The sequence below is a fragment of the Acinetobacter sp. UNC436CL71CviS28 genome (assembly GCF_000620525.1).
Classification (GTDB): domain Bacteria; phylum Pseudomonadota; class Gammaproteobacteria; order Pseudomonadales; family Moraxellaceae; genus Acinetobacter; species Acinetobacter radioresistens.
This window is the reverse complement of the sequence record NZ_JIBB01000019.1, coordinates 49,901-65,971: the sequence shown is the minus strand read 5'-3', so window position 1 is coordinate 65,971 and position 16,071 is coordinate 49,901. Positions and strand designations below refer to the sequence as shown.

General features: G+C 42.2%; 13 protein-coding genes and 1 pseudogene. 7 read left to right on the top strand and 7 right to left on the bottom strand.

The genetic code is table 11. The features are described 5' to 3' along the window. From N518_RS0108860 to N518_RS0108845, 3 genes and pseudogenes are all read left to right on the top strand, one after another. Nucleotides 1-319: pseudogene (locus N518_RS0108860) on the top strand (IS4 family transposase); the annotation flags it as partial. Between the two features lie 45 nt (nucleotides 320-364). Further along, entirely contained in the window at nucleotides 365-751 is a 387-nt protein-coding gene (locus N518_RS16170) for a hypothetical protein (RefSeq protein WP_228133331.1), read from the top strand. 869 nt (nucleotides 752-1,620) lie between these two features. After that, on the top strand, nucleotides 1,621-2,271 hold the full coding sequence (locus tag N518_RS0108845; protein WP_005023461.1) for a HEPN domain-containing protein: 651 nt from the start codon (nucleotides 1,621-1,623) through the stop codon (nucleotides 2,269-2,271). Between the two features lie 21 nt (nucleotides 2,272-2,292). Here the strand turns inward: N518_RS0108845 and N518_RS0108840 are convergent, their stop codons facing one another. Together N518_RS0108840 and N518_RS0108830 are read right to left on the bottom strand one after the other, a co-directional pair. Continuing rightward, entirely contained in the window at nucleotides 2,293-3,483 is a 1,191-nt protein-coding gene (locus N518_RS0108840) for an MFS transporter (protein ID WP_005023463.1), read from the bottom strand. 215 nt (nucleotides 3,484-3,698) lie between these two features. After that, a complete protein-coding gene (locus N518_RS0108830; RefSeq protein ID WP_005023465.1) occupies nucleotides 3,699-4,622 on the bottom strand; it encodes a DMT family transporter in 924 nt (307 codons plus the stop codon). Between the two features lie 918 nt (nucleotides 4,623-5,540). Between N518_RS0108830 and N518_RS0108825 the strand changes: the two genes are divergently transcribed. The 3 genes from N518_RS0108825 to N518_RS0108815 are packed head-to-tail and all read left to right on the top strand — an operon-like array spanning nucleotide 5,541 to nucleotide 8,464. Next, complete coding sequence (locus tag N518_RS0108825; RefSeq protein WP_005023468.1) at nucleotides 5,541-6,668, top strand: Re/Si-specific NAD(P)(+) transhydrogenase subunit alpha; 1,128 nt, start codon at nucleotides 5,541-5,543, stop codon at nucleotides 6,666-6,668. Between the two features lie 11 nt (nucleotides 6,669-6,679). Beyond that, nucleotides 6,680-7,003 (top strand): proton-translocating transhydrogenase family protein, encoded by a 324-nt coding sequence (locus tag N518_RS0108820; protein ID WP_005016254.1) that lies wholly within the window; start codon nucleotides 6,680-6,682, stop codon nucleotides 7,001-7,003. 3 nt (nucleotides 7,004-7,006) lie between these two features. Next, complete coding sequence (locus tag N518_RS0108815) at nucleotides 7,007-8,464, top strand: NAD(P)(+) transhydrogenase (Re/Si-specific) subunit beta (RefSeq protein WP_005023470.1); 1,458 nt, start codon at nucleotides 7,007-7,009, stop codon at nucleotides 8,462-8,464. Between the two features lie 621 nt (nucleotides 8,465-9,085). Here the strand turns inward: N518_RS0108815 and rsfS are convergent. The 5 genes from rsfS to N518_RS0108790 all read right to left on the bottom strand — a co-directional run bounded on the left by rsfS (nucleotide 9,086) and on the right by N518_RS0108790 (nucleotide 14,976). After that, a complete protein-coding gene (gene rsfS / locus N518_RS0108810; protein WP_005016239.1) occupies nucleotides 9,086-9,487 on the bottom strand; it encodes a ribosome silencing factor in 402 nt (133 codons plus the stop codon). Between the two features lie 89 nt (nucleotides 9,488-9,576). Continuing rightward, a complete protein-coding gene (locus N518_RS0108805; RefSeq protein ID WP_005023472.1) occupies nucleotides 9,577-10,365 on the bottom strand; it encodes a hydroxypyruvate isomerase family protein in 789 nt (262 codons plus the stop codon). A gap of 19 nt (nucleotides 10,366-10,384) precedes the next feature. Beyond that, on the bottom strand, nucleotides 10,385-11,251 hold the full coding sequence (locus N518_RS0108800; RefSeq protein ID WP_005023474.1) for an NAD(P)-dependent oxidoreductase: 867 nt from the start codon (nucleotides 11,249-11,251) through the stop codon (nucleotides 10,385-10,387). A 15-nt stretch (nucleotides 11,252-11,266) separates the two neighbouring features. Continuing rightward, the gene (locus N518_RS0108795) at nucleotides 11,267-12,055 is read right to left on the bottom strand and encodes a crotonase/enoyl-CoA hydratase family protein (protein ID WP_005023477.1); all 789 of its coding nucleotides are present in this window, start codon (nucleotides 12,053-12,055) and stop codon (nucleotides 11,267-11,269) included. Nucleotides 12,056-12,171: 116 nt separating this feature from the next. Next, a complete protein-coding gene (locus N518_RS0108790) occupies nucleotides 12,172-14,976 on the bottom strand; it encodes an ATP-binding protein (RefSeq protein WP_005023479.1) in 2,805 nt (934 codons plus the stop codon). Between the two features lie 152 nt (nucleotides 14,977-15,128). On the opposite strand from N518_RS0108790, the gene cysM reads away from it, so the two are divergent. Next, the gene (gene cysM / locus N518_RS0108785; protein ID WP_026444153.1) at nucleotides 15,129-16,055 is read left to right on the top strand and encodes a cysteine synthase CysM; all 927 of its coding nucleotides are present in this window, start codon (nucleotides 15,129-15,131) and stop codon (nucleotides 16,053-16,055) included. The last annotated feature ends 16 nt before the right edge of the window (nucleotides 16,056-16,071 follow it).

Sequence of the window (16,071 nt, the reverse complement as noted above, 5' to 3'; positions counted from 1 at the left end):
CTTATTCAGTTGTCTCAAAGGACGCGGGTTTAATCTTGAAAATACGCGCTTGACAGACCCTAGACGAGTGAAAAAATTGATTGCGGTGTTAGCTATAAGCTTCTGTTGGTGTTACTTAACGGGTGAATGGCAACATGATCAAAAAAAAGCGATAAAAATAAAGAAGCATGGACGACTCTCAATGAGTTTATTTCGCTATGGTTTAGACTATGTTCAAATGGCGATTCAGCGTTTAATTGGTTTTGGGAAAAAAGAAGAGTTTAAGGAAATTTTGGCAATTTTAAGAAGGCAGAATCCTGATAGGATAAGGGTTCTGTGAAATTTGTCGTGTACAGAGAAAAATTTTAGCTACGATCAGGAAAAGATGATTGATGGCAAGTCGCAAATGATCCTTTTGCATTCCCGGCGAGCGATTAAATGTTTCATTGAGGATCTAGAGAGCTTAGATGTTGATATTCACAAAGATGACGACATTTTAAGGTTCGACGGGGTTAAAGAAATTATGAGCATTTTGAACAGCGTTGACCTATATTTCGACAAAATCAAAGACAGCGAGATTGCACCTTATCATAAGAGTTTTTATAAAACGCTTATGCAGCACGAACTTCTCTTCAGCGTTTTTCCTTATCAAGATCTCGACAATCAAGCGTACCTAAAACAAGAGCATTGCCCAGAGTGTGGTGAATATCATGCAAATTATCCGCCACTGATTTATGACCGGTTACAGAAAATTAAAAAAAGTTTCTCCTGATGTATTATGGATATTTATTCGGTATCGGTCCTACCAAAAAGCTATTTGTAGTATCTCGAGTACGTGCTGTGGTGTAGTAATTCCAATCTTAGAAAACTCAAAGCTTATTCTGAAACTATCGGAATTGTCGGTTGGGTGAGACTTAGTCGCCCCGTAAAGCCTTATCGGGGCGGCAAAGATAACTTTTTATATCACTGCTATTGATGACGTCCTTTGTTTACTAAAGTTGTAAGCCCTTATTCTTTGTTTTAGACCTTCAACCACTCCGGGCTTGTCACTAGGAGAGTCCCCTTGGCTAACCTTAGCCGTCAGATCGTATTCAGCGATTTCTAGCCGGTCCCCCTGAATCATTTTACGCCAACCGTTCCACAACTTAGGGTCAAGCTCTTCGGTACGCCAACCATCGGTCGGTTCGCTCCGACTCGCTAAAGCCAGATCCCTGATTTGGTTCTGGAGCGTTAGATCGTCAATCATTGTTTGGGAGTGAGAATGTTGAGGGATTAAGTTTTGATACAAAAGATTAAACTTACACCAATTTTACGCCATGGAATTTTAATATTTTTATAAATTATTGATATTTAATATATATTTTAAATTTATTGTCCAATCCATCATCGGCGCAACCGAAATACGAGGCTGAGGTGACTGAAGAATTTGCATATCCGGACCTGAAGCTAACAGAAAAACGAAGAGGCGTATTATACGGGGTTTAGATCTGATACAACAGGGTAAGCTTTTAACTGTAGGGCCAAATCACGAGGTATAAAATAAAATTAACCTCTGGTCACAATAAGTATTTGAAGTAACCTCAGCTTTAGCGCTATTTTAAAAATATAGACAAGATAAAATAATCATAAGTGGGGTAGGCAATGTTAGTGCTAGAAGAGGTTTTCAGAGCAAAAAAAGCCGAATATCCTGAGCATTTTAATTTGCGGATGCAGCGTAGCATCAGCTGGTTGAAGCAATCGATTGATCTCGATGAAAATCTCGAGCTAAAGATACTTAGCCTGTGGATTAGCTTACAGGCCCTATATGTGACTTCAAAAATAAACCAAATTTCACATCAAGAAGAACTCTGCCTATTTTTAAAATCACTCTTGCAATATGATGTAGAAGGGAAACTTGAGCGAACTTTATGGGGAAGGCTTTATTCAGCTATACAGACTTACCTGATGAGTCAATATAGCCGGCAGTCCTACTGGCAATATCGTCATGGCCAGCTAACACAGCCAGAATGGCAGATGCAAGATTTACAGGAGCAGCAAAACTGTGAACAGATATTCAGACATAAAGACACTGCTGCATTACTAGAAATAGTATTTGCAAGATTAATAACGCTACATACTCAAATTCTGCAAGGTGGCATCACCTGCAAAAGCCAGTTACAGGCTGAGCTGAATGAGCTGGCTTCCCGTATCCTGACTACATTGCTTCCTGTGTTAATTTTAATCATGCTGGAACATGGAGAATGTTTTAGCCATAGCCAGCAGCCTTTTTATCCTCAAGTTGCTGTTTGCTAGTTTCTAGGTGATCAAAATTTTTTAAGCCTGCTGCGGCTCATGCTTGATCAACTGGTCAATCAGGGCAAATACTGTTGCAGCTAGAGCCAAAGAGAAACCAGCGAGACAGGTCATCAGCCATCCCCCATGATGCCAAGCATAAATCCCTAATGCAGAACCGCCCGCAGCTCCAATAAAATACATGGTCATGTAAATGGCATTTAAACGGGATTTGGCATCTGGGCGTAGCCGGAAGACAATATTCTGGTTGCAGCTATGCACTATTGCCAAACCTAGATGGATTATACCGAAGCCGGTGATATAACTTATTAAGCTATACTGGGTAAAATAAAATGCAATCCAGCTGATACCTAATAGCCCGCAACCGATCCAGGTAAGAATCCGGGTATAACCTTTATCTGCCTGTTTACCAATCCACTGGGTGGATAAGGCACCAAATATCCCCATAAGAGGTATCAAGCCAATCATAAAGTCAGGTAGCTGGAATGCAGGCCCTGAAAGTAATACTGCAATTGTTGAAAAAAGTGTACTGACCGAAGCGAATGCGCACCCACCGACGAGTGAGCGTAAGACCAGACGTTTTTCTTCTTTAATCAGGCTGGCCATTGAACTAAAGATTTGCAGATAGCCCATCTTGAAACGCATGACATAAGGCAGCCGACTTTTTAGCAGGTAAGCCAGGCATAACATCATGACCGCGCTAGCCAAATAAATAATGTTCCATTCAAATAGATTGGATAATACGCCTGCCAGACTGGTTGAAAGAAGTATCCCAATTAACAGGCCACTCATTAAAAAACCAACAACCTCTCCGGTCTTTTCCGGTTGAACCGCCATGGTAGCCAGTGGAATAAGCACCTGAGCAGCAACTGAAAACAGACCTGCTATAACAGTGCCAACCCAGAGCATAGGCAGGTTGATAGCAAAACCACAAAGAAGCAGACCAATAGCAGCAAAAAACATGAGTAAAGGAATAAATCTGCTTTTATTGAGAATATCCCCTAAAGGTACAATAAACAGCAAGCCTAGCGCATAAGAGACCTGAGCAAAAGTAACAGTTAAAGCTGCTTGGGCCTCAGTTACGGCAAAATATTGCTGAATAGAATGTACCAGTGGCTGACAATAATAATTTACTCCTGCACATAGCCCACATGCGATTGCCATTAGCCAGAGCAGTGGTCTGTTCTGGCTAATATCCTGAGAGTTATCCATTTTACTTTTCCGGAATTAAAAAATGGCCAAATCTGGCGGTTACTTTTCTGAAACTGTATTTGCTATAGAGATGCAGGGCAGCTCCAGCTTACATCAAGTTGCTGCTATTCTACTTTGATACGCAGTTATTTAAGATTCTTCATGCACTCTTTTAGCACATTATGAAAATAACTATTATAGACAAGCAGAATATCTAACTTCCATAAAAGTAAAATTCAATGCTGCAGCTTTCGCTTACTTAATGTAATTATCATTACACCAACAATATTTAAGATACATCCTAGCCACTGCCAGCCATTCAGGTATTCGTCTAAAAATACTACGGCCAGAAGCAGTGTCAAAATTGGTCCAATAGAGGCAATCATGGCTGATTGCGCTGCACCCAATCGCTCTATACTCTGCATGAGTAAAATAGTAGGCAATACTGTCACCAGAATTCCTAGTGCAATACCGTACCAGATCACAGAGGCAGGTAACTGTGTAATCAGTACTAAAGGTTGGGGGGTAGCAAGAAAATAATGTATTAAAGTACCACTACAAGCCACACTCAGGGCTAGGCCTGTAAAATTCCAGGAACCAAATTTATGGATTAGGTGCGGTGTAAGCAAAAGGTAAGCTGAAAAGGCCACAGCACTGGCAAAAACCAGTCCTGCACCTAACCATAAAGAGTTTTCAGGACCAGACTGATGTTCCTGTAACATCACTAAAACTGTACCACTATAGCTGAGTAAAATTGCAAAAAGCATTTTTGGAGCGAGCTTTTGCCGGTAAATCAGACTAGAAGCCAGTACCGTTAGAGTTGGATATAAAAACAGGATAATCCTTTCCAATGAGGCACTGATAAACATTAATCCTAAGAAATCAAGCCAGCTGGCAAGGTAATAGCCAAGTATGCCCGCCAACACCAGTAATAACCATTCTCGCGGTCTGATATCCTGATTACGGTGACGATTCAGCCAGCAAATAACAAGAAAAAAGGGCAAGGCACTCGCCATTCTCAGCGCCATCAATAGCGTAGCGTCAACCAGTGGAGAAAGAGCATAAGTCTGCTTGATAAAAATTGCTTTGGTACTAAATAGAAAAGCAGAGCAAATGGCAAACAGGGAGCCAAGCTGTATCCGGGTAATGGAGAATTTCATTTTATAGTCTTGTTTAATCACGTTGCCTGATACAGCCAGAGCGGCAAACGTATCGATACTTGAATTATAAAGTTTTACCGTGGTGAGAGAAAATATAAAAAAGTCATTAATCCTTAAAGCTTGGGGAATAAGTCAATTTGTTAAGATCATTTATTAGAGAAAGTTTTGCTTGATCAGAACACAGCAGAATAATCACTATATAGAAATTTAACTTATACAGTCTTAACTCTTGTTGTATTTATGCCCAAAAATAGTGCAATTTAAATCAAAAAATAGAAATAGATCAGCTGTTCATCATCAGATAAAATGATGAAAAAACTTTTTCTGTAAATTTCTATATTTTTTTCAAACTATGATAAAGCTCTAGATTTAACAAAATATCTATCACTACTAAGTGTAGCTAACCAGTTTAATATGCTTTATCCATGATTCACTTTTTTGCCTAGAACTTTAAAGAACACTGCTATTTTCTTATTTTAATGAACTCACTATTCTGTCAGAAAAGCAAAATATGCCTTCATATAGAATTAAATTAAGTACAGGTTGCCGGAAAATAAAGTCGGCAAGTGGCGTGATGAATGTTTAAAAGTGTTCCATTCATTGTCAGAAATGCCATTCAATGTTGCTATAGAAAATTATAAAAAATATATAACAAGGAAATTAAAAGAAAGAACGGAGAAAAAATAAACAGAATGAATAAAAAATATTCATTTAATGTATAAATAATAATTATATTTTATGGTTGGATTTTTTATATTTATGAATCATCAGTTCAAAATATAGGTATTTATTAAATAAATATTGGGTAGTATTTTAAAACGGTTCAATTAGAATCCAGAAATTCAACAAGAATACATCCTGGGGGAAACATCGTTTTTGGCGATGTTTACTTAAGAAAAATTAGCTTGAGGAACGCTCATGCAGATCGGAATCCCAACCGAAACTGTTATCGGTGAAAATCGTGTGGCTGCTACGCCAGAGACAGTAAAAAAGTTGATCAATGCTGGTCATAGTGTCGTTATTGAACGTGGAGCAGGGGTTAAAGCTGCTTATATAGATAGCGCTTATGAACAGGTTGGTGCAACCATAACCGATGATGCCTATCAGAATAGCCAGATTATTTTAAAAGTTCGGGCACCTAAAGGGGAGGAGATTCAGAAACTTTCTCCTCATACAACGGTTGTGGCAATGTTTGATCCATATCGTAATACTGAGCTTGATCAGTTTGCATCACAACAGGTTTCTGCATTTGCCCTTGAGTTGTTGCCCCGTACTTTGTCTCGTGCACAAAATATGGATGTACTGTCTTCACAGGCCAACTTGGCCGGTTACAAATCGGTATTGCTGGCGGCCAATGAATATCAACGTATGTTCCCAATGCTGATGACCGCGGCTGGTACTGTAAAGCCCGCCCGTGTAGTAGTCATGGGAGTGGGTGTTGCAGGCCTGCAGGCAATTGCAACAGCGAAGCGCCTGGGTGCAGTAGTTGAAGCAACTGACCTGCGTCCAACTGCAAAAGATCAGGTTGAGTCTTTGGGTGGCAAATGGCTGGATGTACCCATGTCTGCAGAAGAGCAGCAACGTGCTGCGGAAGCTGCAAAAAATGGTTACGGCTGGATGCCTGGTGAACAATATATTAAAGATCAGGCCGCTATTGTTGATAAAGCTGTTTCCAATGCCGATATTGTAATTACTACGGCACTGCTACCTGGCCGCGATGCGCCGCGTCTTATTAAAGCTGAAACTGTGGCCAAGATGAAACCGGGCTCAGTCATTCTGGATATGGCAGTTGAGTCAGGCGGTAATGTAGAAGGCTCTAAATGTGGTGAGACAGTCACGACCAGTAATGGTGTAAAAATTCTGGGTGTGCCGAATATTCCTGCCACTGTGGCGACAGAAGCTTCAGCATTGTATGCCCGTAATGTATTCAATTTTGTCGAAACCCTGTTTGATCAAGAAAAAAACTTTACGGTTAACCTGGAAGACGAAATTCAAAAAGCCCTGCTGGTCACTCACAATGGCCAAGTCCTGCTTAAACGTGGTTAAGGAGACTGCTCATGGTTGAAACTATTACAATTTTTGTCCTAGCCATCTTTGTGGGTTATTACGTGGTATGGGGCGTTACTCCGGCATTACATACACCGTTGATGGCAGTAACCAATGCACTTTCCTCAATTATTATTGTGGGTGCCATGATTCAGACAGTAGGTATGCCTGTGTTTGGTGTAGATGCAAATGTAGCGTTCCAGAGCATCAATGTAGTGAGTGTACTTGGTGCAATCGCAGTCTTTCTGGCCAGTATTAATATTTTTGGCGGTTTCGCTGTAACGGCACGCATGCTTGAAATGTTTAAGCCAAAGCAAAAGAAAAAAGAGGGCTAATAAATGGAATTTATTCGAGCAAATGCGGATTGGTTCTACCTGATTGGTGCCATTCTTTTTATTCTGACCTTACGCGGTTTATCAGGCCCTAAAACAGCGATTGCTGGTAACCGTTATGGCATGATTGCTATGGCGATTGCGGTAATCACTACATTCTTTGTTGCAGATCATCCAGTCATCTGGATGATTGTAGGAGCAATGGTACTGGGCGGGTTAATTGGTATTGCCCGGGCACGTACTGTACCGATGACTCAGATGCCGGAAACTGTAGCTTTAATGCATTCTCTGGTGGGTCTGGCAGCAGTTCTGATTGCGATAGCAGCCATTCTGCATAATAACCAGCTCAGCGCATTGTTTTTACAAAATGAAGCGGCCCTGACTGCTGCTGGAGTTGAACATGCCCATATGAACAAGGTTCACCTGTTTGAACTGTTTGTGGGTTGTTTTGTAGGTGCAATTACCTTTACAGCCTCAGTATTTGCTTACGGTAAACTGGCTGCAAAGAAATGGGCTAAAACGATCTCTGGTGGCTGGGTAAAACCAGTACAGGCGATTATCTTTATTGCCATGTTAGCATGCGGTTTTTACTTCTTTACAACAGGAAACATGCAGGCATTCTGGGCAATGACTATCTTGGCACTGGTCTTTGGCTGGGTATGGATTGCACCGGTTGGCGGTGGTGATATGCCGGTAGTGGTTTCGTTACTTAACTCTTTTTCTGGCTGGGCGGCTGCGGGTATTGGTTTTACCCTGGAAAATAATATGCTGATAGTGGCAGGTTCACTGGTGGGTTCATCAGGTGCTATTTTATCTTATATCATGTGTAAAGCCATGAATCGCTCTATCATTAATGTACTGTTTGGTGGCGCAATGGGCGGTACTGCGGTCGCAGGAAGTGCAGCCGCAGGTGAGCAGGTGCAGCGTAACCACCGTTCAGGTTCAGCTGATGATGCTGGCTTCCTGATGTCAAATGCAGACAGTGTAGTAATTGTGCCAGGTTATGGAATGGCGCAAGGCCGTGCGCAAAATGCGGTCAAGGAATTAGCCAATCTGTTAAAAGAGCAGGGTGTTACTGTACGGTTTGCAATTCATCCGGTTGCAGGCCGCATGCCGGGGCATATGAACGTTTTACTTGCTGAAGCTGATGTACCTTATGAAGATATTCTGGAAATGGATGAGATTAACTCAGATTTCCCAGCAACTGACGTGGTACTGGTAATTGGTGCAAATGATGTGGTCAATCCGGCTGCTAAAGATGATCCAAACTCGCCAATCTATGGTATGCCAATTCTTGAAGCGCATAAGGCACGTACTATCATGGTAATCAAACGTTCAATGGCAACTGGTTATGCTGGACTCGATAATGACCTGTTCTACAACGAAAAAACTATGATGATTTTCGGTGATGCGAAGAAAGTGGTCGAGGATATGACCAAAGCAATTAATGGCACGGGTCACTAATTTCTAAAAAATAATGAAAGCCATCTTAGGGTGGCTTTTTTTATAATCTTATTTAATGTAGGCAAACAAAATTTATTCTAAACTACTATATAGTATTCAATTTAGCTTTCCTCATCTGTTTTATGGTATTTATTAAAAATTAAAGAAATCATTTATAACCCTTTCTATTATTTATATTGAATCTACTGTCTTATAGACTGGCAGGGTTAAGCCTGCAGGTTTAATTTAAATTGCTATTTCTTTTATAAAAAATATATTAAAGAAAATAATTGATCTGTTTTACGCCTTATATCTTCTATCTTTAATCCGTATACCTTACTTAATAGGAGTAGTAATGCATAGTATATTTGCTCGAAATAAATACTTTTAAAATGGTGGGCAATATGCTGCCTCACCTTTTCATATTGAATGCGGGAGAATAGGGAGTTTTAAATATTGCTATTCAGGAGGATTTAACCGGTTTGAAATTTTATGCATTATTCGACTTAAACTGGTCAAAAAAAACAGATCATATCCAAAAAATAAGTGGCATATCGGTTTTTTAACAGCTTTATATAATGAATTATTAAAAAGGTATTAAATATAAAAAAGCGACCGAAGAGGTCGCTTTTTCAGGGAGTTTTACGCTACAGATTCGGGTGCATTACGCCATAAGCTTTCTAGATCGTAGAACTTACGTGCAGTAGGTAGCATCACATGTACCACTACATATCCTAAATCAATCAGGATCCATTCTGCATCACGTTCACCTTCAATACCTATAGGACGGAAACCGGCTTTACGTGCTTCATCAGCAACATTATCAGCCAAAGCTTTTACATGACGTGTTGATGTACCACTTGCGATTACAATTGCATCAGCAACATTACTGATTGAACTGACATCAAGTTCAATAATATCTTTAGCTTTTACATCGGTTAAAGCATTGTGCACAACTTTTAAGCATTCCTGCACACTCTGGCTTTGAGAATTCATGGCGAGATCGTAAGAATTAGACACGCTGGGCGATGGTTCTAAATTCATAAAAAACATATTTTCCAGACTATTATTCAGTATCTAATATAGCGCTTTTATGAACAGATTTCAAATTATCGCGCGTAACATTTTATGTATTAAATCTGATCAGGAAAATATTTATTTTTCCAGTGAAAAGAAGCGTTTGAGTGAGCTCTTGGTTTATACTCTGCGGCAATAAATCCTGAATATTTACTTTGCTTTAACCAAGTGAAAATCTCTGAATAAGAAATCTGGGCCGTATCAGGCTCATGTCGTCCCGGGCAGTCAGCAAACTGGATATGTCCAATTGAAGCAATATTTTCTTGCAAGGATGCCAACACATCTTCACCCATCATTGCCATATGGTAGCAATCATATTGCATTTTTAAGGCTGGATGGTTGACTGCTTCAAGCATTTCCTGAGCCTGTGCTATGTTTTGTACCAAGAAGCGTGGCATGTCTGTGGCATTGATCATCTCAAAAACTGGCTGAATTCCCTGCTCTGTCGCAAGGTGACAGGCCAGTTTCAAGTTGTGTGCCAAGGTGTTTAGACAAGGCAGTAAATCTGCATCTTCGGGCTGTTTGCCGGCCAGTATATTTATACTGGGTACTTTAAGTGCTATAGCATAATCAATGGCCTGTTCAAGAGCACGATGAAAGGCAATTTCCTGCCCCGGGACTCCTGCTAGGCCATTACCGCCTTGCATCAGGTCGCCAGCCGGTACATTGATCAGACATAGACCCAATTTGTATTTGTGCAGCTGTCTGGCAATCTGTTCTATTTCGAGCTCATAAGGAAACTGGATTTCGACATGCTGGAAGCCATGCGCATGAGCAAGTGCAAAACGCTCAATGAGTGGCACTTCAGTAAAGATCATAGACAGATTGACTGCAAGCTTGCTCATATTTTCATTCCTTGAACAATTAAGATTTGACCTGCTGAATCACGGTAGCCAGGTCTTTTTTCGCAAAACCATTTTGCTGGTGTGAAGTTAACTGTGTTAAGGCCTGCTTTGCTACAGGTATATCAAGTTTGAACTGTTCTGCCAGCTTAACTGCATTTCCTAGATCTTTTGATAAAGTCTGCACTTTCCATTGTACCGGTTCAAATACATGAGTAGCCATACGCGGAGCAAGAATCTGAAACGGTTTTGAGTCGGCAAAACCACCTGCAAGTGCAGGAGCTAATAGCCGGGTATCAACACCAGCCTGTTCTGCTAGTGCAACTGCTTCGGCAATTAATGTACTGTTGGCCGCAACAATGAGCTGGTTGCAGATTTTGGTCGCCTGACCTGTGCCTGTTTCTCCCATACGAGTCACACGTTGTGACAAAACATTGTAGACTAAGGTGAGGTCCTGAATTTTTTCAGCATTTCCACCAGCGAAAATCACTAGTGTTCCCTGTTCGGCTCCTGCTGTACCCCCTGATACGGGAGAGTCAATCCAGTTGACATGTTGCCGTCGGGCTGCCTGTGCCAGTTCCAGGGTTTTATCTACTGATAGACTGGAAAAATCTACAATGGTCTGGCCGGGTTTTAAATAGGGCTGGATCTGGTTGAAAACTTGCTGGACAGCCTGATCATCTGCCAGACAAGTCAGAATAATTTTATAACGTCCCAGTTGCTCCAGATCTAATGCTTTTGCACCTGTGTCAAGCAGGGGGGCGCAAGCAGAAGCTGTCCGGTTCCAGACTGCGACCTGAAAGCCGGCATGAATCAGGCGTGCAGCCATGCGGCTTCCCATCAGTCCCATGCCTAAAAATGCTATTGGAGTGTCACGGTTAAAACTCATCAGTCTCGCTCTCTATTATTTGTATTGACGCGGCAGATATTCAATTTCAGGACGTTTATCTTTTTGACGGGCAAGACGTGTGTTTTTTGCTAGTAATAACTTGAATTGCCAGATTTTTTCTAGCCGTAATGACTGTTTTGGCTGATGTTGCATTGCTTCCAGAACCCGTTTTGCAGCCAGTAAAGCATCAGGTGAGCGTTGCAGCATTTCTTGTGCCAAAGCTTGAGCCCGTACTAGAGGCTGTTCATCCAAATGAGTTACTAAACCAATTTCTTTGGCATATTGAGCTTTGAAAATCCGTGCGGTCAGTGTTAATTCCTTAGCCAGATCTATACCCACCAGACCTTTTAAAGAACGTGACAGACCCATATCAGGAACTAGGCCCCAGCGACTTTCCATGATCGACATCTTTGTTTCAGGGTGGGCAATGCGAATATCGGCAGCCAGTGCAAGCTGCATTCCAGCACCAAAACAGAAACCTTCGAGGGCTGCAATTACCGGAACTGGCAGGTTTTGCCAGACCAGAAAGGCTTTCTGGAAAAGGCTTTGACCGGGTTTGAGCAGCTCCCAAACAGCATAGGCCCGGTTTTTAGGATTATTGAGGTCACCCAGATCAATACCCGCGCTAAATACATTGGCCTCACCTGTTAGAATAACACAGCGGATGGAACGATCTTTTTCTATAGTTTTGGCTGTACTGACCAGTTCACGTAACAAAGCAAAACTCATTGCATTACGTTTCTCTGGCCGGTTCAGATAGACTATCGCTATCCCATTATTTTTTTCTATACGCAGTAGTGCCATTTTTCTAACTCTTATTTTCTCTCTTGAGGCTGAGCATACCATTGCATGACCTCAGATGCATGACAGCCGAGTCACGTAAATGAGCTGTGTCTTGCATTTAAGTCAATTAATTTGCTTTAAGAAGCATCCAGAATGTGCCGGGCAGCAGTCTCAACTTCATGAATGATTGCTGTTAGTTCATCAAAACGGTTTAAGGTTTCCTGAATAAAAGCTTCATCTGCCTTACGGCGTTCTTTGCGCAAGGTAGAGACAAACTGTTCAAAACTTCCGCTGGTCTCCTGTAACTTGGGCGTACCTACATAACGGGTGGCGCCATATAGACGGTGCAGTACATGTTCAAGCTGGGGAAAATCTTCCAGCTCAATCAATTGCTGCATTTCAGCCAGTTCAGCCGGAAAACTGTCCACCAACATCTTAAGCAGATCATGGGCCAGGTCTTCCTTGTTCGCTGCCAGTTGAAGGCTTTGTTGCCAGTCCAGAACTTCAGGGTCTAGAGCATCAAGTAAAATACCGCTTTCAATTGCGGGAGGCTGATTAAACTGATTATTGGTCCACTGCGTCAGGATATGAATCAGCTGATCAATTTGAATGGGTTTGGTGACATAGTCATCCATCCCTACTTTCAGCAGTTTATTTTTTTCATCGGCTAAAGCATGAGCAGTCAGGGCGATAATCGGTAGATGGACTTCTCCCTCTAGCGTTGACTCCAGTGAGCGGATAGCCCGGGTGGTGTCAATTCCCGACATTACCGGCATCTGGATATCCATAAAGATCAGGTCAAATAGTTTTTCTTTGCGCTCAATCTGATGATGCAGGATATCTAGTGCTTCCTGCCCACTGAGCGCTTTGGTGGTTGTAACGTTAAGCTCGCCTAGTAATGCCTCAAGTACAATCAGATTTGGTAAGTGATCATCGACAGCCAATATATGCAAGCCACGGCCATTAAAACTTTCAAGGCTATCCTGTTCAAATACTGGCTGGTTGCTGAGTAGCTGAATTAATGCGGTACGGCTAAGAGGCTGATACAGAGGACGTGCACGATATTCAGTAAGAATATTCGGCTCAAGCACCATCTGGTATCCATAAACAGCAAGATGTCCCGAATAGCGGCTACGAATTTCTTTTAGTAATGCTTCACTGTCACCACTATGGTCTACAATGAGCCAAGTATTCTCACTCTGGTCTTTTAGCTGGTTCAGGCGGCTGAACAGATCCAGGATTGACTGTGTCTCAGTATGCTTAACCTGATAATTTTCCAGATAATGACGCAATACGTTAGCAGTAGCTGGATGGGCCAAGAAGGATAAAACATGAATATGTTCGAAATTCGGATGTTGCTGTTCATGCTCATCTTCTACGCCAAACATGGCGGTAAACCAGAATGTTGAGCCCTTTTCTGTAGGTGCACGCTCCTGATTATCTTCAAATCCGATTTGTCCCTGCATCAGGTGTACTAACTGTTTAGAGATTGCAAGCCCTAGACCTGTTCCTCCAAACTGGCGTGTTACCGAAGTATCACCCTGTGAGAAAGACTCAAACAGTTTTTTGCGATCAGTACCGCTCAGACCAATGCCGCTATCCTGCACACTGAAATGTAAGAGACATTGTTCCATACCATCTTGTTCCATCCGCGCCCGGACAATAATCTCGCCATCTGGGGTGAATTTGATTGCATTGGAAATCAAATTGGTCAGAATCTGCTTGAAGCGCAGTACATCACCTACAATATATTGCGGAACATCATCACCATAATAAAATGCCATATCGATCTGTTTTTGTGCGGCAAGGGGTGACAGCATATCCATTACATCAAAAATAGCTTCCTCAAGGTCAAATGGTGCAGTTTCAAGCTCAAGCTTACCGGCATCAATTTTAGAAAAATCCAGTACATCGTTAATCAGGGCCAGCAGGTGAGCAGAAGATTTACGGATAGTCTGCAAATACAGATTCTGCTCATTGCTAAGATTATCCTGCCTTAGCATCAAGTGAATAAAACCGTCAATACTGTTTAGTGGGGTACGTAACTCATGCGAGATATTGGCTAGAAATACTGACTTGGCCTGATTTGCAGAAATTGCCTGATCGCGTGCCTGGCGATAAGTAATATTCTGAACCTCTAAAGTATCCAGTGTCCGGCGCAGGTCATCCTCAGTCTGTTCGGTATGTTCTTTTAGCTCCAGAAAGCTAAAATGTAGGCGTTTCACTACATTGGCAATATCGCGCTGTAAGAGTCTCAGCTCGCCAGTACTGTTAATAATAATGTGCTGGTCTAAAGTATCGACATTTAACCGCTGTAGCTGCATGCGGATCTCATACATCGGTGCAATCCAGCGCCGTGAATAAAAATTCAGGCACAGTAACAGCAATAATAAGGTTAAAAGCCCGGTAGCGATCAACACTATCATGACCCGGTAACGCGCAATTTCCAATGGCTGGTTGTCCATTTCAATAACCAGCCAAGCTTTATTGGCTGGATCAGAAGATATCTGCAAGCCATAAAGATGATTGTGATGATAGGAAACAGGTCCAAAAAAGATAGAGTTTTGTGGAGGCTTTATTTGGGATGGCTCGCTTTGGAAGCCTATATCCAAATAGCTTTTACCATTTTTATCAATAATCATGGCACCTTGCAGGTGCTGCTCAATAAACATGTACTGTAGAATGTTACGTGCTTGAGTGTAACGGTCGGGGTTTTGACTAAGCAAATAAAACAACTGCTGGGCTACATGCTCATAGCGAGTCAGAATTGCAGTGGCTGTATGGCGCTGCTGGGCCTTAGCCGCATTCGAAGTTTCAGTTAAAACCAGTGCCGCGCCAACACATGCAAGAACCATAATGGGGACAAAAATCAAGGCAATAAGCTGCCCATAGGCATGATTTAAATGTAGGCGCTTGGATAGTTTCTTATTCAGATTCGACATGGCTTGAGCTGTTCATTCCCCATGCAGGCATATTAGCATGCTTTATATAAAACTGGCCGTGCATTAAGTGGTTTTAAGAAAAGCACGTTAAATGAGTGCAGGCGCAAGCATTTTTTCATACAATACTGATCACCTCGATATAGGTGCATACAATGACAACGATGACCCCTGACTTTACCGCGGATGAATTTCTGCTGGACTATTATGTTGGAAAAACTCCACTGGTACGTTTACAGCGCTTGGCTAACCACACTCGAGCGACTGTGCTGGCCAAGCTTGAAGGAAATAATCCAGCTGGCTCGGTAAAAGACCGCCCTGCTTATAATATGATTATGCAGGCTGAAAGGCGTGGACAGATCAAACCGGGTGATACGCTCATTGAAGCCACAAGTGGAAATACCGGTATAGCGCTAGCAATGGTAGCGGCTATGCGTGGTTATAAAATGAAGCTGATCATGCCGAGCAATATGAGTCAGGAACGTAAAGATGCTATGCTGGCTTATGGTGCTGAGCTGATTGAGGTGACACCACAGCAGGGAATGGAAGGTGCCCGTGACCTCGCGCTGCAAATGGAGCAGGACGGTAAAGGTCTGGTGCTTAACCAGTTTGGAAATCCGGACAATGTAGAGGCCCATTATCTCACCACAGGACCAGAAATCTGGAAACAGACGGGGGGTAGAATTACCCATTTTGTCAGCTCTATGGGTACGACCGGTACCATTATGGGGGTATCAAAATATCTTAAAGAGCAGAACCCGGATATCCAGATTGTGGGCTTGCAGCCATCTGAGGGTTCAAGTATTGCAGGTATTCGCCGCTGGCCCGAACAATATCTTCCTACAATTTTTGACCGTAGCCGTATTGACCGCACGATCGACATTCCACAGATTGAGGCTGAACGCACTATGCGCAGATTGGCCCGGGAAGAGGGAATTAGTGCCGGAACTTCATCAGGTGGAGCGGTCTGGGCTTCTTTACAGCTTGCAGAAGAAAATCCGGATGCCGTCATCGTTTGTATAATTTGTGATCGTGGTGACCGTTATCTGTCTACCGGTTTGTTTTCAGCTGAAGATAAATAATTATTCAAGAGAATTA

Coding starts and splice junctions, on each gene's coding strand:
- N518_RS16170 (WP_228133331.1), top strand. CDS start 365: ATGATTGATGGCAAGTCGCAAATGATCCTTTTGCATTCCCGGCGAGCG.
- N518_RS0108845 (WP_005023461.1), top strand. CDS start 1,621: ATGTTAGTGCTAGAAGAGGTTTTCAGAGCAAAAAAAGCCGAATATCCT.
- N518_RS0108840 (WP_005023463.1), bottom strand. CDS start 3,483: ATGGATAACTCTCAGGATATTAGCCAGAACAGACCACTGCTCTGGCTA.
- N518_RS0108830 (WP_005023465.1), bottom strand. CDS start 4,622: ATGAAATTCTCCATTACCCGGATACAGCTTGGCTCCCTGTTTGCCATT.
- N518_RS0108825 (WP_005023468.1), top strand. CDS start 5,541: ATGCAGATCGGAATCCCAACCGAAACTGTTATCGGTGAAAATCGTGTG.
- N518_RS0108820 (WP_005016254.1), top strand. CDS start 6,680: ATGGTTGAAACTATTACAATTTTTGTCCTAGCCATCTTTGTGGGTTAT.
- N518_RS0108815 (WP_005023470.1), top strand. CDS start 7,007: ATGGAATTTATTCGAGCAAATGCGGATTGGTTCTACCTGATTGGTGCC.
- rsfS (WP_005016239.1), bottom strand. CDS start 9,487: ATGAATTTAGAACCATCGCCCAGCGTGTCTAATTCTTACGATCTCGCC.
- N518_RS0108805 (WP_005023472.1), bottom strand. CDS start 10,365: ATGAGCAAGCTTGCAGTCAATCTGTCTATGATCTTTACTGAAGTGCCA.
- N518_RS0108800 (WP_005023474.1), bottom strand. CDS start 11,251: ATGAGTTTTAACCGTGACACTCCAATAGCATTTTTAGGCATGGGACTG.
- N518_RS0108795 (WP_005023477.1), bottom strand. CDS start 12,055: ATGGCACTACTGCGTATAGAAAAAAATAATGGGATAGCGATAGTCTAT.
- N518_RS0108790 (WP_005023479.1), bottom strand. CDS start 14,976: ATGTCGAATCTGAATAAGAAACTATCCAAGCGCCTACATTTAAATCAT.
- cysM (WP_026444153.1), top strand. CDS start 15,129: ATGACAACGATGACCCCTGACTTTACCGCGGATGAATTTCTGCTGGAC.